We start from the raw sequence: 23,420 nt of genomic DNA, 5'->3' as shown, positions 1-23,420 counted from the left end.
AAGGCCGCCCCTGCGGGCGGCCTTCGCGAAGTGCTTGCCTACGCGTGATTCAGCTGGGCCGCCGGAGAAGCGGTCCACCACCAGGACTGGCGGGACGTCGGGGCCGTCTGAAACGCGTTCATGGGCCAGACCCTAGCGCACCGGCGCCCCTCCCGTCAGCGGGGCGAGCGCGTCCTGGATCCGCCGGCCGACGTCGGCGGCGGAACCGGCGGCGGAACCGGTGGCGGAACCGGTGGCGGAACCGGTGGCGGGGCCGACGCTCGTGGTGAGGGTGACGTCGGAGGCGCGCACCCACGCGATGCGGTGGTTGTAGCGGATCGGGTAGAAGAGGTCCGTCCCCGCCACCAGCGTCCGGTCACCGGCCGCGGTGCCCGCGTACGTCCCCGCGTACCAGTAGTCGCCCGCCTCCTCCGGGCCCGCCTGCGCGTACGCCTGGCCGGCGGTGATCTCGTACTTGGTCAGCGGGGTCGAGTTGTCGTCCTGGACGGGGACGCCGGTGCCCGTGTAGGCGGCGTCCTCCGGGTAGGCCCGGCCGTAGACCGCGACGGTGCCGGACCTCGGTGTGACGACCGGGGTGGGCGGCAGCACCGCCGTGTACTGCCCGCCGGGGTTGTGGAACCACAGCTTCCGGTCCTGGTACCAGATCGCCGTCCAGTCGCCCTGCACGTCGGCGACGACGTACGCGCCGCCCGCCCGGACCTTGTCCGCCCAGTTCGAGCCCTCGCTCCACGTCACGCTGCCGAGGTAGGGGTCGGTGGGCAGCGCGCCGGTGGTCGCGGGGGTCTCGTAGAGGTAGACGAAGTTCGCCGGGTGCGCGGGCACCGCGGCGCCGCCGCTGGTGAGCTTCGGCTCGTTGTCGGCCGTGAACGGTGGGACGACGCGGACCAGTTGGCCCACCTGCGGCAGGCCGCCCGCGCCGCCCGAGCCGTCGGGGGCGCCCAGCAGCGTCATGTAGTGGTTCCAGTCCCAGAACGGGCCCGGGTCCCAGTGCTGGGCCTTGACCTTCGCGTCGAGCACGCCGGGCACCTCGTCGTGGCCGATGATGTGCTCGCGGTCCAGCGGGATGCCGAATTTCCGGGCCAGGAAATTCACCAGGGCGGCCGAGGAGTCGTACTCCTGCTCGGTGAACCAGTCGCCGTTCCTGATCGCGTAGCCCTCGTGCTCCACGCCGACCGAGTGCATGTTCACGGTCTTGTTCGCCGAGTGCCACGCCTCGTCCTTGAGCTGCACCATCTGCGTGACCCGGCCGTCGTCGGCGACCAGGTAGTGGGCGCTGGCGTAGGCCGAGGGGTCCTCGAACTCGTCGATGCTGCCCTGGAAGGTGCCCTCCATGTCGTGGATGACGACATAGCGGACGTCCTCGCCGTTGGACGGGCGGCTCGACACGTTGTAGTTGCCGAAGTCGTCCGCCGCCGAGCCCGCCTTGGCGTAGGCGGCGGGGACGAAGTTGCAGGCCAGCGTGGACGGGCACTCCGGGGCGGGGGTCGCCGCCGGGGTCGTGCCGGCCGGGGCGGTGCCGGGTGGGGCGGGGGCGAGCGGCACCACCGCGGGCTCCACGGGCCGCACCTGCGGGAGGGCGGTGAGCACGACCTGCTGCCCGTCCGCGGTGACCCGGCCGGCGCCCGAGCGCACCGTGTCGAAGACGCGCCGCACGAACTGCGCGGCGCCGCCCCTGTCCGGCGACTGGCTGTACCGTGCGACGGCCGCCCACCACCGGCCCGGGTCGGCCGGCAGCGCGCCCGCCGCGGCCTTCTCGTACGACGCCAGCAGCGCCGCACCGGCCCGGACGCTCTGCCGCGGGTCGGAGCGCACCTCGGCGGCCGGGACCCCGACGAGCTTCGCGGCCGCGTCCAGCGTGTGCAGCGCCGCCGCGGAGGGGTCGACCGCGGCCGGGTCGGCACGCAGCGCCCGGGAGGCGCTGAAGTGCCGGGAGACCGCCGGGTCGCCGCTCCGGTCCAGGTGCGCCAGCCGGTCGGCGTCCGACGGCTGCGCGAGGTCGGCGGCCGTGACCTGGGTCAGACCCATCACGTTGTAGTTGCCGGTCGTGCTCGGCAGGCCCTGGTGCGACTCCCACAGCGTCATGCGGTAGGAGACGGCCATCAGGACGCTCTGCGGGACGTGGAACTCCTCCGCGGCGGCGGCGAAGTCCGCCTGCAGCGAGGCCGGTGCCCGGCCGGCCGCGGCGCCGCCGGCGCTGCCGTACGACGGCGCCGCGAAGGCGAGGGTGCCGTACGCGGCCACGGTGGCGAGCGCGAGCGCGCCCGACCCGTAACCGACCCACGACGTGCGTCTGCGGTGTGTTCTGGTCAACCTGCTGCCCTCTCGGTCTTCCCGCGTACGGTGGGGAGCGCCTTGCCGAGGAGCCCGCGCCGGGCGTCTGCGGGTCGGAAACGGGATGACGGTATCAGCCGGTACGTCCGTTTCCGCGCTGTTCGCGGGACGGCATGTCTCACCCACTGAGCGGGCGGAAATCCAGTCGACACGACCCCGTACTGTGGTGCCTGTGACCGTGAACGCAGACATCCACGCCGGGGCCAACACCTGGCATGCTCTTCCCGCGGCGCAGCAGCCCGAGTGGCCCGACTCCGAGGCTCTGCGCGACGTGATCGCCGAGCTCGCCTCGTATCCGCCGCTCGTCTTCGCCGGGGAGTGCGACCAGCTGCGCTCCCGGCTCGGCGCTGTCGCCCGGGGCGAGGCGTTCCTCCTCCAGGGCGGGGACTGCGCCGAGGCCTTCGACGGGGTCGGCGCCGACCAGATCCGCAACAAGCTCAAGACGCTGCTCCAGATGGGAGCCGTGCTCACGTACGCCGCGTCGGTGCCGGTCGTCAAGGTCGGCCGGATCGCCGGGCAGTACAGCAAGCCGCGCTCCAAGCCGACCGAGACCCGCGACGGCGTGACGCTGCCCGTCTACCGCGGCGACTCCGTCAACGGCTTCGAGTTCACTCCCGAGTCCCGCACCCCGGACCCCGAGCGGCTCAAGCGGATGTACCACGCCTCGGCGTCCACGCTGAACCTGGTACGCGCCTTCACCACCGGCGGCTACGCCGACCTGCGCCAGGTGCACGCCTGGAACCAGGACTTCGTGAAGTCCTCGCCGTCCGGCCAGCGCTACGAGGCGCTCGCCCGCGAGATCGACAACGCGCTCAGCTTCATGGCCGCGTGCGGCATCGACCCGGCCGAATTCCGCACCGTCGAGTTCTTCTCCTCGCACGAGGCACTGCTGCTGGACTACGAGACGGCGCTGACCCGCACCGACTCGCGCACCGGCCGCCTCTACGACGTCTCCGGCCACATGGTGTGGATCGGCGAGCGCACCCGGCAGCTGGACGGCGCGCACATCGAGTTCGCCTCGAAGATCAGCAACCCGCTCGGCGTCAAGCTCGGCCCCGGCACCACTCCGGCGGAGGCGCTCACGTACATCGAGCGGCTCGACCCCGACCGCGAGCCGGGCCGGCTGACCTTCATCGTGCGGATGGGCGCCGACAAGGTCCGCGACAAGCTGCCGGAGCTGGTCGAGAAGGTCTCCGCGACCGGCGCGCAGGTCGCCTGGATCTGCGACCCGATGCACGGCAACACCTTCGAGGCGGCCTCCGGCCACAAGACCCGGCGCTTCGACGACGTGCTCGACGAGGTCAAGGGCTTCTTCGAGGTCCACCACGGCCTCGGCACCCACCCCGGCGGCATCCACGTCGAGCTGACCGGCGACGACGTGACCGAGTGCGTCGGCGGCGGGGACGAGATCTTCGTCGACGACCTGCACCAGCGCTACGAGACGGCGTGCGACCCGCGGCTCAACCGCAGCCAGTCGCTCGACCTGGCGTTCCTCGTGGCGGAGATGTACCGCGGGCAGTAACCGCCCGGCTGTCGAGAAGGGGCGCGGATCACACGGATCCGTGCCCCTTGTCGCTTTTCTCCGCCGGGAGCGACCGGTAAGGTAAGGGTTACCTCAGCTCCTCGGGACCCTGATCGGCGGTGAATCGCGTGTACGTCTGCTCCTGCTTCGGCATCACCGAAGGCCAGGTCAAGCAGCACGCCGCCGACGGCCGCTGCACCCCGCGGCAGATAGCCTCCGCGTGCAAGGCCGGCACCGACTGCGGGTCCTGCGTCAAGCGCATCCAGGCCCTGCTGGGCCGCGGTGACGGCTGCGTGACCCGGGGCCGGCTGGAGCCGCGGCAGGCCGTGCCGCAGGTGGCGGAAGCCCCGGAGGCTCCCGGGACCCCGGCGCCGCTCAGGCGTCTGGCTGCTTGATCACCTGCGCGAGGTAGAGCGCCTCGCCGAGCTTCTCGATCAGCTCCAGCTGGGTGTCCAGATAGTCGATGTGGTCCTCCTCGTCGGACAGGATCGACTCGAAGATGTTCTTGGACGTGTAGTCGCCCTTCGCGTGCATCAGCTCGACCCCGCGCCGCAGCCGGTCGATCGCCTCGACCTCCACCTGCTTGTCCGCCTCGAACATCTCGGTGACCGTCTGCCCGACCCGGACATGGAAGAGCCGCTGGTAGTTCGGCAGCCCCTCCAGGAAAATGATCCGGTCGGTGAGGATCTCGGCGTGCCGCATCTCGTCGAAGGACTCCGCCCTGGTGTGCTTCGCGAGCTTCACCCAGCCGAAGTTCTCCTGCATCTTCGCGTGCAGGAAATACTGGTTGATCGCGGTCAGCTCGGCGGTCAGCTGTTCATTGAGGAACTCGATGACCTCGGGGTCGCCCTGCATGGCAGCGCCGTCCTTCCCGTTCGGACAAGTGGGTTGCGCGCATCCTTGCATTGTGCGGTCATCTGTTCCAGTAAGTGCACGCTTACGTTCTGTGGCCGTTTTGTCCCTGCCGTTCGGCCGCCCGGCACCTGGTCACGAGCACCGGGCCGGGTCTGTCACCATGGAGGCATGGGTCGGTACGAGCGTCGCGCGGGGGAGCTGCCGCCGGGCCAGCGGATCCAGCGGGGCTGGCCCGTCACCCACTACGGTCCGGTTCCGCGGTTCAAACCGGACCGCTGGGAGTTCCGCGTCTTCGGTGCGACCGCGGACGGCGGCACGACGTCCTGGAAACACCCGGAGTTCTCCGCGCTTCCCTATGACACCGTTGTCGCCGACTTCCACTGCGTCACGAAATTCTCGATGCTCGGCATCGAATGGGGCGGCGTGGCCACCTCCACCGTCGTGAAGCTCGCCCCGCCCGCCGATGACGTCACCCATGTGATGGTGTGGGCCGAATACGGATTCAGCTCCAACCTGCGCATCGAGGACTTCCTCGACGAGCAGGCGATATTCGCCACCCACAAGGGCGGTGAGCCCCTCACCGCGGAACACGGATTCCCCGTCCGGCTCGTCGTCCCCCGGCTCTACGCGTGGAAGGGCCCCAAGTGGGTCCGCGGTATCGAGTACATGACGGCCGACCGCCGCGGTTTCTGGGAGGAGCGCGGCTACCACAACCTCGGCGACCCCTGGCAGGAACAGCGCTACTCCTACCAGGAGGAGCCGGGCGACGGGCCCGAACTCTAGGGCCCTGTTTCGAGAGTCCCGCCCCCGCCCCTTCCGTCCGCCTACCGCACCCAGAGGGTGACCGTGGCGCCCTTCGGGGCCTGGCTGCCGCCGTCCGGGGACTCGCTGAAGACGGTGTCCCCGAAGAACAGGTTGATCACCCGCACCTCGAAGCCCGCCGCCTCGAGGGTCTTCTCCGCCTCGTCCTGCTTCTGGCCCTTGACGTCCGGCACCGGGAAGAGCTGCTGGCCCTTGGACACCGTGATCGTCACGGTGTCCCCCCTGGCCGCCTGGGTGTCGCGGTCCGGGGTCTCCACGGCGACGGTGTCCTCGTCCGCTTCGTCCGAGAACGCCTTGTCCGGCGACAGCACCACCTGGAAGCCCGCGTCCTGCAGCGTCTGCTGCGCCTCGGTGACCGACTTGCCGATCACGTCCGGTACGTCCACGGGAGAGCCGCGGGAGATCGTGAAGGCGATCGGTGTGCCCGGCGCGACCTCCCGGCCCGCGGGCGGGTCCGTCACGATGACCGAGCCCTGCGGCACCGAGTCGTTGAACGACTTCCCCACCGTGCCCGGCACCAGCCCCGCGTCCTTGAGCTGCTGCTGCGCGTCGGCGAGCGTGCGCCCGGACACGTCCGGCACCTTCACCTGGCGCGGGCCCTCCGAGACGGTCAGCGTCACCGTGCCGTTGCTGCGGATGCGCTTGCCGGGCGCCGGATCGGTGGAGATCACGCTGCCGCGCGGCACGGTGAGCGAATAGTCCTTGCGCACCTCGGTGTCCAGGCCCGCGGCGCTCAGCTTGTGCTGCGCCTCGGCCTGCGGCAGCGCCAGCACGCCCGGGACGTGCGTGAACTGCCCGTCGTTGATGTACCAGACGCCGCCCGCGACCCCGAGTACCACGAGCAGCGCCGCCAGGACCGCCAGCACCCCGCGCCGGCCCCGCCAGGCCGGGCCGCGCCCCGCCCGCCCCCGCCTGCCGGGACCACCGGGCCGACCGGGACCGGGCGGCGGGGCCGCGGGCGTGTCGTCGATGCTGTACGGCTCCTCGTCCGCGGGGCGCCGCGGCAGCAGCCGGGTCGTACGGTGCAGCTCGTCGTCCTGCGCGTCGTCCTCCCGGCCGGGCTGCGCGGGAGGGGCCGGCATCGCGAGCGCCGCCAGCGGGTGCACGACGCTCGTCGGGTCCTCCGCGCCCACCGGTGCGGCCTCAGGCGCCTCCGCGGGGGCCGCGCGGTGGTCCAGCTCGTCGCCCGTCAGCCCCGCGCGCACCGCCCGCACCTCCGCGAGCAGTGCCACCGCGTCCGCCGGGCGGCCCTCCGGGTCGCGGCTCGTGGCCCTGGCCACCAGCGCGTCCAGCTGCGGCGCAAGTCCTGGCAGGACGGCGGAGGGCGGCGGCACATCCTCGTTGAGCCGCCGGACGATCACCTCCATCGCGGTGTCGCCCTCGTACGGCTTCGCGCCGGTCAGCATCTCGTACAGCATCACGCCGCACGCGTACACGTCCGTCCGCTCGTCCACCTGGCCGTGGCCGATCTGCTCGGGCGCCAGGTACGACACCGTGCCGAGCAGCGCGCCCGAACTGCTCGTCTGCGCGTCCACCCCCCTGACCAGGCCGAAGTCGGCGACCTTGACCCGGCCTGCGTCACCGATCAGGACGTTCTCCGGCTTGGCGTCGCGGTGCACGAGCCCGGCGCGGTGCGCCGCCCCCAGCGCCGCGAGCACCGGCTCCAGCACGTCCAGTGCCGCCCGCGGGGTGAGCGCGCCGCGCTCGCGCAGCACGTCCCGCAGCGTGCAGCCCGCGACGTACTCCATGGCCAGGTACACGTACGTGCCGTCCGTGCCCTGGTCGAAGACGCCCACGACATTCGGGTGCGACAGCCGCGCCACGGCCTTCGCCTCGCGGATGAACCGCTCCACGAAGCCGCCGTCCGCGGCCAGCCCCGGGTGCATGACCTTCAGCGCCAGCACCCGGTCGAGCCGGGTGTCCAGGGCGCGGTAGACCGTGGCCATCCCGCCGACGGCGATCCGGGCCTCGACCCGGTAACGCCCGTCCAGCGTCTGCCCGACCAGCGGATCCTGCACGGTGGTGTCCACGACGCCCGATTCTACGAGCCGGGTACGACGCCGGTCCCCGTTCGCCGCGGCACTGTGGCGATGCCGTGGCGAACGCCGCCAAACCGTAACCATTGGAGCGGTGGGCCCGGTTCCTCTTGACGCGGTTCTTCGCGGCCGCACGGAACCTTCCTGACGCGCCCCTCGCGGGCCGCTGCGCCGGCTTCGGCCCGCTCGCTGCGCCGGACTCCGTCCGGCGGGGGGTGTCGGCTCAGAACGCCGGTCGCTCCGGGTCGAAGTCGGCGACGCCCTCCGTCGGGGAGGAGGCCAGGGCGTGGTGGCGGCGGGGGATGCGGCCCGCGCGGTGGGCGAGGCGGCCGGCGGTCACCGCGTGGCGCATCGCCTCGGCCATGACCGCGGGGTGCTGGGCCCGGGTCACCGCGGAGGCCAGCATCACGGCCGCGCAGCCGAGTTCCATCGCGAGGGCGACGTCGGAGGCCGTGCCCGCGCCCGCGTCCAGGATGACGGGGACACCCGCGCGCTCCGTGATCAGCCGGAAGTTGTGCGGATTGCGGATGCCCAGGCCCGAGCCGATGGGGGAGCCCAGCGGCATGACCGCCGCGCAGCCGACGTCCTCCAGCTTCCGCGCCAGCACCGGGTCGTCGTTCGTGTACGGCAGCACCGTGAAACCGTCGTCGACCAGCACCTCCGCCGCGTCCAGCAGTTCGACCGGATCCGGCAGCAACGTCCGCTCGTCCGCGATGACTTCGAGTTTGATCCAGTCCGTGCCCAGCGCCTCCCGCGCCAGCCGCGCGGTCAGCACCGCCTCGCCCGCCGTGAAGCAGCCCGCGGTGTTGGGCAGCACGCGGATGCCGAGCCGGGAGAGCACCGACAGCACGGAGCCCTGCGTGGTCGGATCGAGGCGGCGCATCGCCACCGTGGTCAGCTCGGTGCCCGACGCGACGAGCGCGTGCTCCAGCACGTCGAGACTGGGCGCTCCGCCCGTTCCCATGATCAGCCGCGAGCCGAACCCGACCCCGCCGATCAGCAGCGGGTCGGCCGCCGTCTCGGCATTAGGCGCCGTCGTCGTCATGGGTCAGCCTCCCTGGACCGCGGTCAGCACCTCGACGCGGTCACCGTCGGACAGCGGGGTCGCGGACCAGCGGGTCCGCGGGACGACCGTCTCGTTGAGGGCGGCGGCCACCCCCGAGGGCGCGGTCGTCAGCTCCGCGACCAGTGCGTCGAGGGCGACGGGGGCGGCCAGTTCGCGGGCCCGCCCGTTGACGTGCACGGTGATCCGCGCGCCGCCCGGCGTACGCGTGGCGTTCATACGCTCAGCTCCTGGTACGTCCGCGACTCCCGGGCGGCGAACCGCTGCGCCCCGAACGCCGCCGCGTACGCCGGGAGTTCGCCGTCCGCCGAGGTCAGCACCGCGGCCATCGCGTCGCCGGTGACCGGTGTGAGCAGCACGCCGTTGCGGTGGTGGCCGGTCGCGAACAGCAGCCCGTCCAGTGCCGTACGGCCCAGCAGCGGGGCGTTGTCCGGCGAGCCGGGGCGCAGGCCCGCGAGCGTCTCGGTGAGCGGCAGTTCGGTGATGCCGGGCACCAGCTCGTGCGCGTCCCGCAGGAGTTCGTAGACCCCGCCCGCGGTCACCGTGGTGTCCCAGCCGAACTCCTCGCTCGTCGCGCCGAGCACCAGCTCGCCGTTGTCGCGCGGCACCAGGTACACATGGCTGCCGCGGACCACGGCGCGGACCGTACGCGACAGGAACGGCGCGTGCGAGGCCGGGATCCGCAGCCGCAGGATCTGGCCCTTCACCGGACGCACGGGCGGCAGCAGCTCCGGCGGTATGCCGTCGATCCGGCCGCTCTCGCTGCCCGCGGCCAGTACGGTCTGGGCGGCGCACACCGTCGTGCCGTCCGCCAGCACCGCGCCGGTCACCCGGCCCGCCGCCGACTCCACCCGGGCGGCGCGTGCCCGCAGGAACTCCACGCCCGCCAGCTCCGCCGCCCTCAGCAGCGCCGCAGCCAGCCGCCGCGGGTCGACCTGGTGGTCGCCGTCCACCCGCAGGCCGCCGCGCACACCGGGCGCGAGCATCGGCTCCAGGCGGCGGCACTCGCGGCCGGTCAGCCAGCGGGAGTCCAGGCCCAGCGCGGTCTGGAAGGCGTGCAGGTCGCGCAACTGGGCGCGGTCGTCGGCGTCCAGCGCCACCGCGAGGGTGCCGCACGGGCGGTAGCCGGTGTCCAGGCCCGTCGCCTCGCTCAGCTCCGCGGCGAAGTCCGCGTAGCGGGCGGCGGAGGCGAGGTTCAGGTCGAGCAGGGCCTGCTCGCCGTACTGCAGCTCCGTGACGGCGGCGAGCATGCCCGCCGCGACGTGGGCGGCTCCGCCGCCGGGTGCGGGGTCGGCGACCGCCGTGCGCAGGCCGCGTTGTGCTGCGCGCCAGGCGGTGGCGAGGCCGATGATGCCGCCGCCGATGATCAGTACGTCGGGGTGCGTCCGCATGGACGTCAGCTCCTCCCTTCGCCGGAATGACCCGGATCAGGTTCCTACGGTCGGCGGCGATCAGCCGCCCTCTCAGCCCGGTCCGCCGGGCTCCCGCGAGTCCACTTCGGCTTCACCCTATCCCTCGCTCCGTTCTGCCTCTTGCGGTGGGCGTCGCGATCTTCCCGCCGTGGGGGCCGGTCGCGCCCACGCGGCGCCGGCCGCACATCAGATGCAGCCCCGCGCCCCTGTTGTCACCCGGCGCGGCATCGCGCCCTTGCTTCGGCGGGTGGGCCGGGGGCCACTCCGGGGGTGCCTCCTCGGAATGCGCGTCCGACCTTTCCCCGAGCGTGACGGGGAATCGGTGCGCATTCCTGCGGGGGCACCCCCGGATCGTCCCCCTCCCAGGTCTCGTCGGCGGCTGCCCCGCCGGTGGGGTGGGGTGATCGTGCCCCTCGCGCGTCTCGTCGGCGGCTGCCGGCCGGTGGAGGTTGCTGTCACGGGGGGCGGCACTCGTTTTTCAGGGGCGCGTGGGGGTACCTCCCAGGCGAAGCTCTGGGGAGAACTGCGCGACCAGCCACAGTGCGCGGAAGGTCGCACAAAGCACCTCACGGGGCAGCCCGTGGCGAAGGGGCGGACACACCCCCCGACATACCGGGGAGCGCTACCGTGAGGGAGTGAGCGACAGCCGGAGAATCGTCATCGTCGGAGCCGGCATGGCCGGCGTGCAGACTGCCGTGGCCCTCAGGGAAATGGGCTCGGCGGACGAGATCACGCTGATCGGCGACGAACCGCACGCCCCGTACGACCGGCCGCCGCTGTCGAAGGCGGTGCTGCTGGGCGGCCCGGCGGGGGGTGACGTCAGGTTCGACGTGGACTTCGACGCCCTGAAGGTGGAGCTGCGGCTGGGGGTGCGGGCGCAGGCGCTGCGGGTGGGGGAGCGCGAGGTGGTGACGGACGCGGGCGCGGTCCCGTACGACCGGCTCGTGGTGGCCACGGGGGCGTATCCGGTGGCGCTGCCGGGGACGACGGGGCTGCCCGGCGTGCACCTGCTGCGCACGCTGGACGACGCGGCGGCGCTGCGGCCCGTGCTGGACGCGAAGCAGGACGTGGTGGTCGTGGGCGCCGGGTGGATCGGCGCGGAGTTCGCGACGGCTGCGCGGCAGGCGGGCTGCGCGGTGACGGTCGTGGAGGCGGCGGACCGGCCGCTCGCGGGCGTGCTGCCCGCGGTTGTGACCGCGCACATGCGGGCCTGGTACGACGAGGCGGGGGTGGAGCTGCGGACGGGCACCCCGGTGGCGCAGCTGGAGCCCGGCGCGGTGGTGCTCGCGGACGGCGGCCGGATTCCGGCGGAGGCCGTGGTGGTGGGGATCGGGGCGCGTCCGGCGACGGGCTGGCTGGCCGGGGCGGGGGTCGAGCTCGGTGCGGACGGGGCGGTCGTGGCCGACGACCGGCTGCGGACGACCGCGCCCCATGTCTTCGCGGTGGGCGACTGCGCGTCCTTCCCGTCGGGCCGGTTCGGCGAGCGGCTGCTGGTCCACCACTGGGACAACGCCCTGCAGGGCCCGCGTACGGCCGCGGCGAACGTGCTGGGCGGCGACGAGGTGTACGACCCGGTGCCGTACTTCTGGTCGGAGCAGTTCGGGCGATTCGTGCAGTACGCCGGGCACCACGCCGACGCCGACACGCTGCTGCTGCGCGGAGATCCGACGACGGACGCGTGGTCGGCGTGCTGGCTGCGCGGGGAGCGGCTCGCGGCGGTGCTCGCGGTGGGGCGGCCGCGGGATCTGGCGCAGGCCCGCAAGCTGATCGGCCGCTCGGCGTCGGTGGACCCGGCGCTGGCCGCCGACCCGGCGGTGCCGCTGTCGTCGGCGGCGCGGTAGGCGGAACGGCCCATGTCCGGGTGCTCGGACGGCGCCGCCCCGCAGCGCTTGTCGGCGGCAGGTGGCAGGCTTGTCCCGTGACTGTTTTCTCGTCAGTTGACGCACATATCGACGCGCTCGTCCCCGATTGGCTCACCCTCCCCGAGGTCGCCGACCAGCTGGGGCTCGACATCACCCGTATCCGCCCGCTCATCAAGGAGGGGCAACTGCTCGCGGTCCGCCGCGGGGAGAACAAGGTGCTGATGGTGCCTTCCGCCTTCATCGGCGAGGGCAAGATCATCAAGGGACTGCCCGGCACGCTGACCGTCCTGAAGGACGACGGGTTCTCCGACGAGGAGGCCCTGGAGTGGCTCTTCACCGCCGATGAGACCCTGCCCGGCACCCCGGCGCAGGCGCTGCGGGAGAATCGCGGGACCGAGGTGAAGCGCCGCGCCCAGGCGCTCGCCGTGTAAGCCCGCGGCGCCCCGCTCGCCGCCCGCCCCCGGGGAGCCGCCCGTATGACCAGCAGCAAGGCACGCAGCGGGGCCGCCCGCGAGCAGTTGGCGGAGGCCCGGCTGTATCTGTGCACCGACGCGCGGCAGGAGCGCGGCGACCTCGCGGATTTCGCCGACGCGGCCCTGGCCGGCGGGGTGGACGTGATCCAGCTGCGACAGAAGGGCATCGAGGCCGGCGAGGAGCTGGCGGCGCTCGCGGTCCTCGCGGACGCCTGCCGGCGGCACGGGCGGCTGCTCGCCGTCAACGACCGGGCCGACGTGGCGCACGCGGCGGGCGCGGACGTCCTGCACCTGGGGCAGGGCGATCTGCCGGTGCCCGCCGCGCGCGCCCTGCTGGGTGAGGACGTGCTGATCGGCCGCTCGTGCCATGCCGAGGCGGAGGCGGCCGCGGCGGCCGTGCAGCCGGGCGCGGACTACTTCTGCACGGGCCCGGTGTGGCCGACGCCCACCAAGCCGGGCCGTCCGGCCCCCGGCCTGGACCTGGTGCGGTATGCGGCGGGGCTCGGCACGGACCGGCCGTGGTTCGCGATCGGCGGCATCGACGCGGACAACGTCGGCGAGGTGCTGGCGGCGGGCGCGCGGCGGATCGTGGTGGTCCGGGCGATCACCGGGGCCGCCGACCCGTACGAGGCCGCCCGCGGGCTGGCGGCGGCCGTGCGCGCCTGATCGCCGTGGGTCACCGCCGGTCGGCGGCGGGCCGACGCGGGCTGTCCACAGGGTGGACGGGGAAGGGGTGTATGCGGACATATTCACCGTTCTGGTGACGCTCGGTCGCCGACCGCGGTTAGCCTGCATTCATGGCCCTGGGAACCCCGTCCACGCGGACGGACCGAGCGATCACCATCCGTGAGCTGCTCGCGTCCGGCCGCCGCTCGTACTCCTTCGAGTTCACCGCGCCCAAGACGGAGAAGGGCGAGCGGACGCTGTGGAACGCGATCCGGCGCATCGAGGCGGTGCAGCCGACCTTCGTGTCGGTCACCTACGGCGCCGGCGGCTCCTCGCGCGAGGGCACCGTCCGCGCCACCGACCGGATCGTCTCCGACACCACGCTCACCCCCTGCGCGCACCTGACGGCCGTGAACCACTCGGTCGCCGAACTGCGCAACATCATCGGGCAGTACGCCGACGCCGGGATCCGCAACATCCTCGCCGTGCGCGGCGACCCGCCCGGCGACCCGCTGGGCGAGTGGGTCCCGCACCCGCAGGGCCTGACGTACGCGGCCGAGCTGGTGCAGCTGATCAAGGAGTCCGGCGACTTCTGCGTGGGCGTCGCCGCCTTCACCGAGATGCACCCGCGCTCGACCGACCCGGCCGCCGACACCCGGCACTTCCTCGACAAGTGCCGGGCGGGCGCGGATTTCGCCATCACCCAGATGTTCTTCGACACCGACGCCTACCTGCGGCTGCGCGACCGGGTCGACGCCGCAGGGTGCAGTACCCCGATCATCCCCGAGGTCATGCCGGTCACCAACGTCCGGCAGATCGAGCGCTTCTCGCAGCTCGGCAACGCGCCCTTCCCGCCCGACCTGGCCGAGCGCATCCTCGCAGTGCAGGACGACCCGGCGGCGGTGCGGGCGATCGGCATCGAGTTCGCCACCGAGATGTGCCGCCGGCTGATGGCCGAGGACATCCCGGGGCTGCACTTCATTACTCTTAACCACTCCACGGCATCGCTGGAGATCTACGAGAATCTGGGACTGCACCAGCGGGCGTAGCGACGCCCGCGGGCGCTCCCGGGTGAGGAAGTGGGCCCCATGGGCTTCTCGGTGCTCTACATCGCGTTCGGCATCGTCGCGCTGTGGCTGCTGGGCGAGGTGTTGCTCCAGTACAAGGCGCGGCTGCGCTGGCGGGCGCTGGCCTTCGCGGGCTTCATGGGGGTCGTCGCCGGGGTCGCGACGCGGGAGGCGCTGCTGATCCTGGCGGGCGCGATCGCGTTCGGCATCGGGCAGGCGCAGGTCACCCTGTCGTACAAGCGGGGCTTCGCCGCGGGCTGGGCGCTGCGGGGCGGCCCGCTGGTCGACCGGCTCCGCGGCGGCCGTCCCGCGCCGAGCGGTGGGCCCACGTTGCAGGTCGGCCCGATCGAGGAGGACGGCTTCGGCGACACCGGCCAGGTGCCCGTCGAGGGCGGGCCCGAGCAGATCGCCGACCCCGGCAGCGCGCGCGACGACATCTACCAGCCGATGCCGATGCACGAGGACAGCGGCGAGTACCCGCTCTACGGCAACCCGCCCGGCCACACCGCCGACCCCTATGCGGCGCGGGGCTACGGCTACGACGACACCGGCGCGGGCTCCGGCTGGGCGCCGCCCCCGCAGCCCGAGCCCGCGGCGGCCTCGTACGGCTACGGCTACGGCCAGGGCGCGACCCCGGACGGCTACGGCTGGGTCGGCGACCAGGCCGCGGCCGACCGGCACGGCTACCCCGAGCAGCCCCCCGGCCCCGGCGGCTACGGCTACGACCAGGGCCCGGGGCAGCAGCAGGGTCATGACTACGGGCAGGGCTACCCGCAGCAGCCCGCCGACTACGGGGACTTCCCGCACACCACCGGCGAGTGGACCCCGCAGCCCCCGCCGCCCGCCGACCCGTACGGCTACGGCTACCCCTACCAGGAGCAGTACCCGCAAGCGGAGCAGCCGCCGTACATCCCCCAGCAGCAGCCCCACGGCGACCAGCCGCCGCCCCCTCCCTACCAGCCGCAGCACTCGGACCCGTACGACCCCTACCGCTACTGAGCCGGCCTGCTACGGGCCCGTGCGGCCCAGCAGCGCGGGCAGCCGGGCCGCCGCGGTGCCGAGCCCGGCGGGGACGCGCCACGGCTGGGCCGCGGGGGGAGCCGCGGGGGCGGCCACCGGGAAGTGGCGCAGCAGCGATTCCTCGTCGTAGCGGAGGCATCCGCGGTGCCAGTTGAGCACCCCGGCCATCCAGTCCCGCAGCTCCTGCACATGGCCGTCGAGCGCTTTCCTGGCGGCCGGGTCGAGCTGGAACTCCTCGTAGAGCGAGGGCAACTGCGTCTCGGTGACGTACTGGAACTCCGCGACCCGCGCGGCCAGCAGGGCGCCCACCACGCGCATCGCCTCCGCGGGCCCGCAGTCCAGGAACTTCTCCACCACCAGCACCGCGTTGTGGATGTCGCCCTCGAACTCGATCTCCTTGCGGTACGAGAACATGTCGTTGACGAGGCATCCGACGTCGGCCGCCGCGGACTCCACGGCCCGGACCGGCCGGGAGCGCCAGACCTCGGGGGAGAGCGTCGTGCCGCGGCCGATCCGGGACAGGCTCATCGTCAGGTCGGAGCCGAAGGTCGCGCGGCGCATCTCGATGTAGTCGACCGGGTCGGGGATCCGGTTCTGCCGCAGGTTGGCCAGCTCCCACAGCCAGCTCTCGGTCATGGCCTCGACCGCGGTGCGGAAGGCGCAGCGGGCCTCGCGGCTCATCGGGGCCGCCGTCCGGCGCCACAGGTCGGCCAGGCCGCGTTCCAGTGCGGTGAGCGGCGGCGGCACCAGGCCGGCGTCCAGCGGCATGAAGAGCCGCAGCCGGTCGGTGGTGAGCCGGGCGGCGAGCAGATCGCCGGCGCGGCCGAAGACCTGGGCGTAGTAGTCGTCGGCGTACGTGCCCCAGGCCAGCCACTGGGTCGTCAGGTCCAGCGCCTCCTCCGTCGCCTCCGGATGGATGCCGGCGGCGCACAGCGCGAGGTCGTAGTCGGCGAGCTGCTCGGCGTCCCACACCCCGCCCGGTACCGGGACGCCGGGCTCCGGGCCCAGCAGGCCCATCCGTTCGCACCACGTCGCGCAGTGCTCGCGGGAGGCGTCCAGATGCGGGCTCAGCCGCAGCGGGAAGGGCATCGCGATGTCCGGCGGCGCCACCGGGCCCACCGGCCGGTAAGGGGTGTGGCTGAAGGAGCGCAGGCGCTGCGGCATCGTCGCCGCGAGCGAGCCGAGCACCCCTGCCGCCGTGCCCAGCCCGGTGGGTCCGCCGAGCCCCCCGGCCGCGGCCGTGCCGCTCACGGCGCCCGCGGCGCCCTCCCCGGCGCCGTTCATGTAGCGGCTGGAGCGCATGTGCCACTCGTGGCCGCCGGACTGCCAGTCCTGGAGGCCCTTGACGTACGCCAGCACGTCCCGCCGCTCGGCGGGGCCCAGGCCGTACTGGTCCGCGAGCGGCCCGACCTCGGTGAGGGCGGTGTGCTCGAACTGCTGGAGGCGGGACGTCAGCAGGTCGTTGACCAGCTCGGCGGCCTCCTGGGGGCCGATGCCGAGGAAACGCTCCAGCACCAGCACCGCGTTGGCCAGCTCACCCTCCTGCTCGGTCTCGCGCTGGTAGGAGAACAGGTCGTTGCGCAGGTGGACGCCGTCGGCGAAGGTGTCGCGCAGCACCCGCAGCGGGCGGCTCGCGGCGATCACCGCGGGCACCTCGGCCGCCGCCGCGTGCTCGACGAGATTCGCCGACCAGGGCGCGCCGCCCACCTTGCGGCGCATCTCGATGTACTCGACGGGGTTGGAGATCCGGCCCGCGCTGATGTTGCCGAGCTCCCACAGCGACTCCTCCAGCAGATACTGCGTGCTCTGCCGGAAGCGCCGCCGCCAGTCGTGCGACATCGCCGGCACCGTGCGCGCCCACAGATCCGCGAGCCCCGCTTCCACCTGGTTGGTGGGCTCCGGCATCTGCTCGTCGGGGCCGAGCGGCATGAAATCCGGCAGCCGGTCCAGATAGGCCTTCGCGCCCGCCATGTCCTGCGTGCGCTTGAAGACGTCCAGGAAGTGGTCGTCGAAGAAGAACACCCAGACGTACCAGTCGGTGACCAGGTCCAGCTCCGGCCCCGAGGCGTCGGGATGGGTGTAGGCGCACAGGAGCGCGTAGTCGTGCGCGTCGAGATCCGACTCCTCCCAGATGCCGGACCCCTCCAGCATGCCCATCCCGCGCGCCCACTCCCTGGTGTGGGTGCGCGCCCGCTCCAGATGGGGGTTGAGGCGGGCCGGATACGGGACGTAGAAATCCGGGAGTTCGAAGGGCTGGGACATGTCGGAAGGGCCTTCCGCTCGGCGATCACAGAGCCTGCGATCACGCTAAGTGATCGACCCGGTGCGCCGGGAGGGACTGCGGCCACAACCCCTCGATCAGTTGAATTCGGGCGGGCGCCCGATTAACGATCTTGCAAGGCGGTCATGTGCCACGCCGTCGGCAGCCGCCCTGCGGGCACCCGTACCGGACCCGCCCGTGCCGCCGCAGCTCAGCGGCTGCCGCCCGGACCGCCCGCCACCAGGTCCGCGGTGATCGCCGCCGACATGCCCGCGTGCGGCAACCCGCCGCCCGGGTGCGCCCAGCCGCCGACCGCGTAGAGGCCCCGCAGCGGCGCCCGGTTCGCCGCCCGCAGCAGCGTCCCGCCCGCCCCGGCCAGCGACGGCCCCGGCACCGCGCCGCCCGCCGCGCCGGTCTCCCGCTCGACGTCCGCCGGGGTGCGCACCTCCCGCCACAGCTCCCGCTCGCGCAGCCCCGGCACGGCGGCCTCGGCGGCGGCCACCACGAGATCCGCGAAGCCGTCCGCGGCCCCCGGCGCGTTCCAGTCCACCGACCGCGGCGCCCCCGGCGTGCCGTGCGCGGGCACCGGCGCGGTCAGCGTCACCGCCTCGTGCCCGCCGTCCGGCCGGGTCGCCGGGTCGTCGGGCCGCAGCACGGTCACCGTCACACCGCCGCGCGGCGGCAGCGGCGCGGGGCGGCGGGCGAAGAGCCAGTCCAGCGCGCCCCGCCGGTCCGCCGCGTGCACCACCGTGCGGTGCGCGCAGCCCTCCGGGCGCGAGCCGCGCAGCGCCAGGTGGACGGAGAAGCGCCCGGACTCGCCGCGCGGCCCGGTGAAGGGCCACGGCGCGCCCGCGCTGCCGCCCGCCTCGGCGGCGAGCGCGGGCAGCGGCGCCCCGGCCACCACGACGTCGGCCGGCACCTCGCTCCCGTCGGCCAGCCGCACCCCGGCCGCCCGCCCGTCCGCGACCAGCAGCCCGGCCACGGAGGCGCCGAAGCGGAATTCCACCCGCCGCTCGCGGCAGCGCTCGTACACCGCGTCGGCCAGCGCGCGCACGCCCCCGCGGACGTACCAGACGCCGAAGGTCGCCTCCAGGTACGGCAGCACCGCCGCGGAGGCCGGGCCCTCGCGCGGGTCGACGCCCTGCGCCAGCAGATGGCTCTCCAGCAGCGCCACCAGCCGCGGGTCGCGCAGTTCGGCGGCGGCGACCCGGGCCAGCGACGGCCTGCCCCGGCCCGGCCCGAAACCGCGCCTGACCACCGGGTACGGGTCGCGCGCGAAGCCCCGCGTGTCGGCCGGCAGCGCCTCCTCCAGCATCGGCCGGCGCATGACCTCCCACGTCTCACGGCCGCGGACCAGCAGATCAGCCCAGCGCTCGCCGCTGCCGGGCCCGCAGGCGGCGTCCAGCGCCGCGACGGTGCCGGAGCGCGAGGCGTTCGGCAGCGTCACCTCCGTGCCGTCGGCGAAGACATGACGGGCCGCCGGATCCACCTCGGCCAGGCCCACGACGTCCTCCAGCGCGGCCTTGCCGGTCTTGACGAACAGGTCGCGGTAGACCGCGGGCAGGGTCAGCAGGCCGGGTCCGGTGTCGAACGCGAAGCCCTCCCGCGCCAGCCGCCCCACCGCGCCGCCGTACCCGTCGGTGCGCTCCAGCACCACCACCCGGTGGCCGCCGACCGCCAGCCGTGCCGCCGCCGCCAGCGACGCCATACCCGCGCCGATCACCGCAATCCGTGCCATGCCACGGACTGTAGCGGCGGGCGCGGGGTCAGGCGGGAGCCGGGGTGCCGTTGCCGCGGGCCGCGCGCAGCTCCTTGCGGCGCCGCCAGAAGCGCCGGATGCGCGAGAAGAGGAAGACCACCGCGGCGATGCCCGCGGCCAGGACGGCGCCCGCGACGAGCGCCGCCGCCACCGGGTGGAAGAGCGCGAGGACCACCAGGGCCGCCACGCCCAGGTCCTCGGTGAGGCTCAGCACGATGTTGCTCACCGGCTCCGGCGAGGTGTTGACCGCCATCCGCGTACCGGTCTTGACCAGATGCGTCACCAGCGCCGTCGAACCGCCCACCGCGGCCGCCGCGACCTGCGACAGCGAACCGTCGTGCCCCGCGAGCAGCGCGGCCACCACCGCACCCGCGACCGGGCGGATCACGGTGTGCACCACGTCCCACACCGAGTCGAGGTACGGGATCTTGTCCGCCACGGCCTCGCACAGGAACAGCAGGGCGGCGACCACCAGCACATCGGTGCGCTGCAGCGACAGCGGCACCTCGTCGGTGGCCCCGGTGGCACCCATCAGGCCGAGCAGCAGGACGACGGCGTACGCGTTGATCCCGCTCGCCCAGCCGCTGGTGAAGATCAGCGGAAGTGCGGACATGACCGGGACTGTAGCCAGACCGGCCGCCCGCCCGCCCGGAGTTGGCCGGAGCCGGCCCGAGATGGCGGGAAAGTCCCCCTCCGCACCGGGGCCCGGCCGGCCGCGGCACGTCCCGGCCGGGCCTGAGTACGGCTACCTACGCGCCGGGATGAGTACCCGTACGGATGGCGCGGGCCGCGCGGACCGGAAGAGTGGTGCGCGGGCAGGCACCCCGGACACACCGCCGACACGGGGCAGCGGTAGGCACGGGAGCCGGCCCGGCAACGGGGGTTGTCATGGGGGGCGCTGCCCCGGCCCGGTCCGCACCGGGGGGATCGGACCGGGCCGGGACAGTGTGCCGCGTGACGCCACGGGGCCGTCGCGCGGCGGCCCCGCGGGCTTCAGGTACGGAGGGACGGCCCGCCCAGCGCGCCGCCGACCCGGCCCTGCAGCAGCCGCGACAGCGCCGCGTGCACGTCCTCGACGCTGCGCTCGGGCTGGAAGGCCTGCCAGTCCAGCGCCGCCACCAGCACCATGCCGAACAGCGCGGACGCCGTGAGCGGCACATCGATCTCGTCGCTCAGCTCGCCGTCCGCGACCGCCGCGGCCAGCACCTCCTCGACGACCGACACCGCCTCGGTGCGCACCAGCGTCAGCGTGTCCTGCCAGGCCCGGTTGGTGCGCCACAGCTCGGCCACGTACAGCTGCGTGAAGGACGGGTAGCGGACGATGAAGGTCAGCCCGGCCAGGATCATCGCGTCCAGCGCGTCCACCCCGCTGCCGCCGCGCGCCCGCGCCGCCGCGGCCGCCTGCCGCAGCGCGTCCCGCAGCCGCTCCACGCCGTCCCGCAGCAACTCCTCGAACAGGTCGTTCTTGCTCGCGAAGTTGTAGTAGACGGTGCCCTTCGCCACTCCGGCGCGCTCGGCGATCTCGTCGACGGTCGTGGCGGAGAACCCCTGTTCGGCGATGAGCGTGACGGCCGCCGCGTAGAGCTTGCGGCGGGTGGCCTGGCGTCGTGCGGTGGTCATGGCCCGATTCTGCCCGCAGCGGCAGGGGCGGTGTGGGGTGATCTTGCCGGAAACACCCCTGGTAATTGCCTCGCGGGCGGCGAAATCCGCAGGTCAACGCGCATTGTCAGTGGTGGGCCCCACTATGGGGCGTACGGACACACGTACGGAGAAAGTGAGGCTCGCCATGGCACTTCCGGTCAGCGACGTCCACCCTGTGCTGCGTCGCGCCACCGCATCGCCCGCCGCCCTCGATCTGCTCACCCAGGCCCACCTCGGCCTGACCGAGGCCGCCGGGCTCGACGCCCCCCACGAGCGGTACGCCACCGCCCATCTCGCCGCACTGCGCACCGCCGCCGCGGTGCTCGCCGCCCGCGGGCGCCCCGAGGAGACCCCGCGCCGCCGCCGCCGGATCCGCAGCGTGTGGGAGGTGCTGCCGGAGATCGCCCCGGAGCTGGCCGAGTGGAGCGCCCTCTTCGCCGCCGGCGCCGACCGCAGGGCCCGGGCCGAGGCCGGCATAGCCACCGCGGCCGGACCCCGCGAGGCCGACGACCTGGTCCGCGCCGTGACCATGTTCCTGCGCCTGGTGGAGCGCATGCTGCTGCTGCGCCCCGCGCTGGACGGTTCCGCCCCGCCCGTCGGCGCCCCGGTGGTGCCCCTGGCGGAGTGACCGGCGCGCGGCCCGCAGCGGGCGGCGGGCAGGGCCTACAGTGGGGTGCGCAGACCTGGACCGCCACATCGCCTGGGCCTCCGCACGCCACCGTCGCTCGCGCCGCAAGGAGCCGTCCGCCATGTCCCGTCAAGCAGGGGTGGACCCGATGCGCCCCCGAGCCGCCCTGCGCACCGCCGTGGTCTGGGAGGTGCTGCGCGAGGCGCTCGACCGGCGCGCGAAGGCCGCGGACAGCCCCGTCCTGGACGTCCTGGACACCGGCGGCGGCACGGGCAACTTCGCGGTCCCGGTGGCCCGCCTCGGCCACCGCGTCACCGTCGTCGACCCCAGCCCCGACGCGCTGTTCGCGCTGGAGCGGCGCGCGGCGGAAGCGGGCGTCACCGACCGGGTCAGCGGTGTGCAGGGCGACGCCCAGGGCCTGCCGGACGTAGTCACCCCCGACGGCTACGACATGGTTCTGTGCCACGGCGTGCTCGAATACGTCGACGACCCGGCCGAGGGCGTACGCCACGTCGCCGGCGCGCTGCGCCCCGGCGGCGCGCTCAGCCTGCTCGCCGCGGGCCGCGGCGGCGCCGTCCTGGCCAGGGCGCTCGCCGGACACTTCGCCGAGGCGCAGCACGCCCTGGGCGACCCGGACGGCCGCTGGGGCGACGGGGACTCGCTGCCCCGCCGCTTCACCGCCCAGGAGCTGAACCGGCTGGTCGCCGACGCCGGGCTGCGCACCGCCTCCGTGCACGGCGTGCGGATCTTCGCCGACCTCGTGCCCGGCGTGCTCGTCGACACCGAGCCGGGCGCCGTCGAGGCCCTGCTGCGGCTGGAGCTCGCCGCGGCCGAGGACCCCGGCTTCCACGCCGTCGCGACACAGCTGCACGTCCTCGCCGAGCGCCCCTGACCGCCGCCCGGCCGCCGCGCGGGGCCACCGCCCGGCGGCCCCGCGCCCCCCGGGCCGCCACCGCGTGCGGGACGGCACACGGAGAGTCGGTCACAGCCCCGCCCATGGCGCGTTTCCTCACCGTATGCTGGCATGACGCGGCAGCGGACGGGGAATGAAGGACCCGTCGGGTTGGCGCACAGGGGCGGGTGTCACGGGGGCGATTCCCTGCCTATCCTGAAAGGGTCGGACCGGTCGCTTCCGCGGCCGTCGAAGAGGAGGTCTCCGTGCCGCTCTCGGAGCACGAGCAGCGCATGCTCGAGCAGATGGAGCGAGCGCTCTACGCCGAAGATCCCAAGTTCGCGTCGGCGCTTGAGGGTACCGGGCTGCGCACCTTCACCCGGCGCCGTGTGTATCTGTCTGTCGTGGGCTTCCTGGCCGGTGTAGCGCTGCTCATCGGCGGCATGATCGCCAAGCTGACCGTGCTCGGTGTCGCGGGCTTCGTCGTGATGCTGGTCTTCGCGGTGCTCGCGGTGACCGGCTGGCGCAAGGCGGGCAAGCCGCTGGACCAGCCCCCTCCGCCGCTCGGCCCCGGCGGCCGTCGCGGCCGCCTCGGGCGCCGTGAGCCGCGCCAGCCCCGTCGGGGAACGGTCATGGACCGCATCGAGGAGCGGTGGCAGCGCCGCCGCGACGAACAGCAGGGCGGGCGTTAAGCCCCCCGCTGAGCTGACTTCCGCCCCGCCGGGCCCGCATGGCCCGGCGGGGCTTGCTGCTGGGTGGGGCCGTCTCCGGCGCCGCCGGGTGAGCGTTTTGCGCTGCCGCGCGGGGTGGGCGTTTTCCGGGGCGCGGGGAGGCTGCGCGTGCCGCGCCGGGCGAGCGCCGGCGCTCCGCGCGGGGTGAGCGTTTTTCAGGGGCGCGGGGAGGCTGCGCGACCAGCCACCACGGCGCCGCGGGTCGTCACCGACCCGAAGGGGCAGTACGGTCCGTACCGGACCACCGGTCGGTGGTGGGTTGCTCGCGCAGTTCCCCGCGCCCCTAAAAACGCTCACCCCGCGCGGCAGCGTCGGCGCTCACTCCGCGCGGAGCGCAAGACGCTCACCCCGCGCGGCAGCGTCGGCGCTCACTCCGCGCG

The 23,420-nt window shown here is 73.9% G+C and carries 21 protein-coding genes and 1 riboswitch; of the genes, 11 read left to right on the top strand and 10 right to left on the bottom strand.

What is annotated here, in order from left to right; translation table 11 throughout:
* Positions 1 to 132: 132 nt before the first annotated feature.
* Positions 133 to 2,310, bottom strand: a complete 2,178-nt coding sequence (locus IH54_RS0132340; RefSeq protein WP_234344122.1) for an N-acetylmuramoyl-L-alanine amidase — start codon at positions 2,308 to 2,310, stop codon at positions 133 to 135.
* A gap of 193 nt (positions 2,311 to 2,503) precedes the next feature.
* Between IH54_RS0132340 and IH54_RS0132335 the strand changes: the two genes are divergently transcribed.
* Positions 2,504 to 3,853 carry a class II 3-deoxy-7-phosphoheptulonate synthase gene (locus tag IH54_RS0132335; protein WP_031523807.1) on the top strand — a complete coding sequence of 450 codons (1,350 nt, stop codon included), beginning with the start codon at positions 2,504 to 2,506 and terminating at the stop codon, positions 3,851 to 3,853.
* A gap of 119 nt (positions 3,854 to 3,972) precedes the next feature.
* Positions 3,973 to 4,248 carry a (2Fe-2S)-binding protein gene (locus tag IH54_RS0132330; RefSeq protein WP_078862692.1) on the top strand — a complete coding sequence of 92 codons (276 nt, stop codon included), beginning with the start codon at positions 3,973 to 3,975 and terminating at the stop codon, positions 4,246 to 4,248.
* Here the strand turns inward: IH54_RS0132330 and bfr are convergent.
* Entirely contained in the window at positions 4,229 to 4,708 is a 480-nt protein-coding gene (gene bfr / locus IH54_RS0132325) for a bacterioferritin (protein WP_031523805.1), read from the bottom strand. The genes IH54_RS0132330 and bfr overlap by 20 nt on opposite strands.
* Positions 4,709 to 4,876: 168 nt before the next feature.
* Between bfr and IH54_RS0132320 the strand changes: the two genes are divergently transcribed.
* Entirely contained in the window at positions 4,877 to 5,491 is a 615-nt protein-coding gene (locus IH54_RS0132320) for a sulfite oxidase-like oxidoreductase (RefSeq protein ID WP_031523804.1), read from the top strand.
* Between the two features lie 41 nt (positions 5,492 to 5,532).
* Here IH54_RS0132320 and pknB read toward each other — a convergent pair whose 3' ends face one another.
* The 4 genes from pknB to thiO all read right to left on the bottom strand — a co-directional run bounded on the left by pknB (position 5,533) and on the right by thiO (position 10,020).
* The gene (gene pknB, locus IH54_RS0132315; protein ID WP_031523802.1) at positions 5,533 to 7,560 is read right to left on the bottom strand and encodes a Stk1 family PASTA domain-containing Ser/Thr kinase; all 2,028 of its coding nucleotides are present in this window, start codon (positions 7,558 to 7,560) and stop codon (positions 5,533 to 5,535) included.
* Between the two features lie 229 nt (positions 7,561 to 7,789).
* A complete protein-coding gene (locus tag IH54_RS0132310) occupies positions 7,790 to 8,611 on the bottom strand; it encodes a thiazole synthase (RefSeq protein ID WP_031523800.1) in 822 nt (273 codons plus the stop codon).
* Between the two features lie 3 nt (positions 8,612 to 8,614).
* Positions 8,615 to 8,848, bottom strand: a complete 234-nt coding sequence (gene thiS, locus IH54_RS0132305; RefSeq protein WP_031523797.1) for a sulfur carrier protein ThiS — start codon at positions 8,846 to 8,848, stop codon at positions 8,615 to 8,617.
* Positions 8,845 to 10,020, bottom strand: a complete 1,176-nt coding sequence (thiO, locus tag IH54_RS0132300; protein ID WP_043182935.1) for a glycine oxidase ThiO — start codon at positions 10,018 to 10,020, stop codon at positions 8,845 to 8,847. Before thiO ends, thiS begins: the two co-directional genes overlap by 4 nt.
* A riboswitch (TPP riboswitch) is annotated at positions 10,017 to 10,127 on the bottom strand. Its footprint overlaps the gene before it by 4 nt.
* A 549-nt stretch (positions 10,128 to 10,676) precedes the next feature.
* Here thiO and IH54_RS0132295 point away from each other — a divergent pair.
* The 5 genes from IH54_RS0132295 to IH54_RS0132275 all read left to right on the top strand — a co-directional run bounded on the left by IH54_RS0132295 (position 10,677) and on the right by IH54_RS0132275 (position 15,108).
* Positions 10,677 to 11,882, top strand: coding sequence for an NAD(P)/FAD-dependent oxidoreductase (locus IH54_RS0132295; protein ID WP_031523793.1), 1,206 nt, complete (start codon positions 10,677 to 10,679; stop codon positions 11,880 to 11,882).
* 77 nt (positions 11,883 to 11,959) lie between these two features.
* A complete protein-coding gene (locus IH54_RS0132290) occupies positions 11,960 to 12,334 on the top strand; it encodes an Rv2175c family DNA-binding protein (RefSeq protein WP_031523791.1) in 375 nt (124 codons plus the stop codon).
* A 45-nt stretch (positions 12,335 to 12,379) separates the two neighbouring features.
* Entirely contained in the window at positions 12,380 to 13,042 is a 663-nt protein-coding gene (gene thiE, locus IH54_RS0132285; RefSeq protein ID WP_031523789.1) for a thiamine phosphate synthase, read from the top strand.
* 131 nt (positions 13,043 to 13,173) lie between these two features.
* The gene (gene metF / locus IH54_RS0132280; RefSeq protein ID WP_031523787.1) at positions 13,174 to 14,091 is read left to right on the top strand and encodes a methylenetetrahydrofolate reductase [NAD(P)H]; all 918 of its coding nucleotides are present in this window, start codon (positions 13,174 to 13,176) and stop codon (positions 14,089 to 14,091) included.
* Positions 14,092 to 14,130: 39 nt separating this feature from the next.
* Positions 14,131 to 15,108 carry a hypothetical protein gene (locus IH54_RS0132275; RefSeq protein WP_031523784.1) on the top strand — a complete coding sequence of 326 codons (978 nt, stop codon included), beginning with the start codon at positions 14,131 to 14,133 and terminating at the stop codon, positions 15,106 to 15,108.
* Between the two features lie 9 nt (positions 15,109 to 15,117).
* Here the strand turns inward: IH54_RS0132275 and IH54_RS0132270 are convergent, their stop codons facing one another.
* The 4 genes from IH54_RS0132270 to IH54_RS0132255 form a co-directional block, all read right to left on the bottom strand.
* The gene (locus IH54_RS0132270) at positions 15,118 to 17,391 is read right to left on the bottom strand and encodes a terpene synthase family protein (RefSeq protein WP_031523782.1); all 2,274 of its coding nucleotides are present in this window, start codon (positions 17,389 to 17,391) and stop codon (positions 15,118 to 15,120) included.
* Between the two features lie 209 nt (positions 17,392 to 17,600).
* A complete protein-coding gene (locus IH54_RS0132265; RefSeq protein WP_031523780.1) occupies positions 17,601 to 19,127 on the bottom strand; it encodes a phytoene desaturase family protein in 1,527 nt (508 codons plus the stop codon).
* A gap of 28 nt (positions 19,128 to 19,155) precedes the next feature.
* Positions 19,156 to 19,761, bottom strand: a complete 606-nt coding sequence (locus IH54_RS0132260; RefSeq protein ID WP_031523778.1) for a DUF4126 domain-containing protein — start codon at positions 19,759 to 19,761, stop codon at positions 19,156 to 19,158.
* A 380-nt stretch (positions 19,762 to 20,141) separates the two neighbouring features.
* Positions 20,142 to 20,768 (bottom strand): TetR/AcrR family transcriptional regulator, encoded by a 627-nt coding sequence (locus IH54_RS0132255; RefSeq protein ID WP_031523776.1) that lies wholly within the window; start codon positions 20,766 to 20,768, stop codon positions 20,142 to 20,144.
* A 166-nt stretch (positions 20,769 to 20,934) separates the two neighbouring features.
* Between IH54_RS0132255 and IH54_RS0132250 the strand changes: the two genes are divergently transcribed.
* The 3 genes from IH54_RS0132250 (at position 20,935) to IH54_RS0132240 (ending at position 23,001) form a co-directional block, all read left to right on the top strand.
* A complete protein-coding gene (locus IH54_RS0132250) occupies positions 20,935 to 21,417 on the top strand; it encodes an SAV_6107 family HEPN domain-containing protein (RefSeq protein WP_420711814.1) in 483 nt (160 codons plus the stop codon).
* Between the two features lie 121 nt (positions 21,418 to 21,538).
* Positions 21,539 to 22,309 carry a methyltransferase gene (locus IH54_RS0132245; RefSeq protein WP_031523774.1) on the top strand — a complete coding sequence of 257 codons (771 nt, stop codon included), beginning with the start codon at positions 21,539 to 21,541 and terminating at the stop codon, positions 22,307 to 22,309.
* 266 nt (positions 22,310 to 22,575) lie between these two features.
* Entirely contained in the window at positions 22,576 to 23,001 is a 426-nt protein-coding gene (locus IH54_RS0132240) for a DUF3040 domain-containing protein (RefSeq protein ID WP_031523773.1), read from the top strand.
* Positions 23,002 to 23,420: the final 419 nt, after the last annotated feature.

Source organism: Streptomyces sp. NRRL F-5123, assembly GCF_000721495.1.
GTDB lineage: Bacteria > Actinomycetota > Actinomycetes > Streptomycetales > Streptomycetaceae > Actinacidiphila.
Note: the sequence above shows the minus strand (reverse complement) of the source record. Positions and strands in the feature narration are given on the sequence as shown.

Excerpts from the sequence above, each read along its gene's own strand:
- bfr (WP_031523805.1), bottom strand. The coding sequence starts at position 4,708 with ATGCAGGGCGACCCCGAGGTCATCGAGTTCCTCAATGAACAGCTGACC.
- IH54_RS0132320 (WP_031523804.1), top strand. The coding sequence starts at position 4,877 with ATGGGTCGGTACGAGCGTCGCGCGGGGGAGCTGCCGCCGGGCCAGCGG.
- IH54_RS0132310 (WP_031523800.1), bottom strand. The coding sequence starts at position 8,611 with ATGACGACGACGGCGCCTAATGCCGAGACGGCGGCCGACCCGCTGCTG.
- thiS (WP_031523797.1), bottom strand. The coding sequence starts at position 8,848 with ATGAACGCCACGCGTACGCCGGGCGGCGCGCGGATCACCGTGCACGTC.
- thiO (WP_043182935.1), bottom strand. The coding sequence starts at position 10,020 with ATGCGGACGCACCCCGACGTACTGATCATCGGCGGCGGCATCATCGGC.
- thiE (WP_031523789.1), top strand. The coding sequence starts at position 12,380 with ATGACCAGCAGCAAGGCACGCAGCGGGGCCGCCCGCGAGCAGTTGGCG.
- metF (WP_031523787.1), top strand. The coding sequence starts at position 13,174 with ATGGCCCTGGGAACCCCGTCCACGCGGACGGACCGAGCGATCACCATC.
- IH54_RS0132275 (WP_031523784.1), top strand. The coding sequence starts at position 14,131 with ATGGGCTTCTCGGTGCTCTACATCGCGTTCGGCATCGTCGCGCTGTGG.
- IH54_RS0132270 (WP_031523782.1), bottom strand. The coding sequence starts at position 17,391 with ATGTCCCAGCCCTTCGAACTCCCGGATTTCTACGTCCCGTATCCGGCC.
- IH54_RS0132265 (WP_031523780.1), bottom strand. The coding sequence starts at position 19,127 with ATGGCACGGATTGCGGTGATCGGCGCGGGTATGGCGTCGCTGGCGGCG.
- IH54_RS0132260 (WP_031523778.1), bottom strand. The coding sequence starts at position 19,761 with ATGTCCGCACTTCCGCTGATCTTCACCAGCGGCTGGGCGAGCGGGATC.
- IH54_RS0132255 (WP_031523776.1), bottom strand. The coding sequence starts at position 20,768 with ATGACCACCGCACGACGCCAGGCCACCCGCCGCAAGCTCTACGCGGCG.
- IH54_RS0132250 (WP_420711814.1), top strand. The coding sequence starts at position 20,935 with ATGGCACTTCCGGTCAGCGACGTCCACCCTGTGCTGCGTCGCGCCACC.
- IH54_RS0132245 (WP_031523774.1), top strand. The coding sequence starts at position 21,539 with ATGTCCCGTCAAGCAGGGGTGGACCCGATGCGCCCCCGAGCCGCCCTG.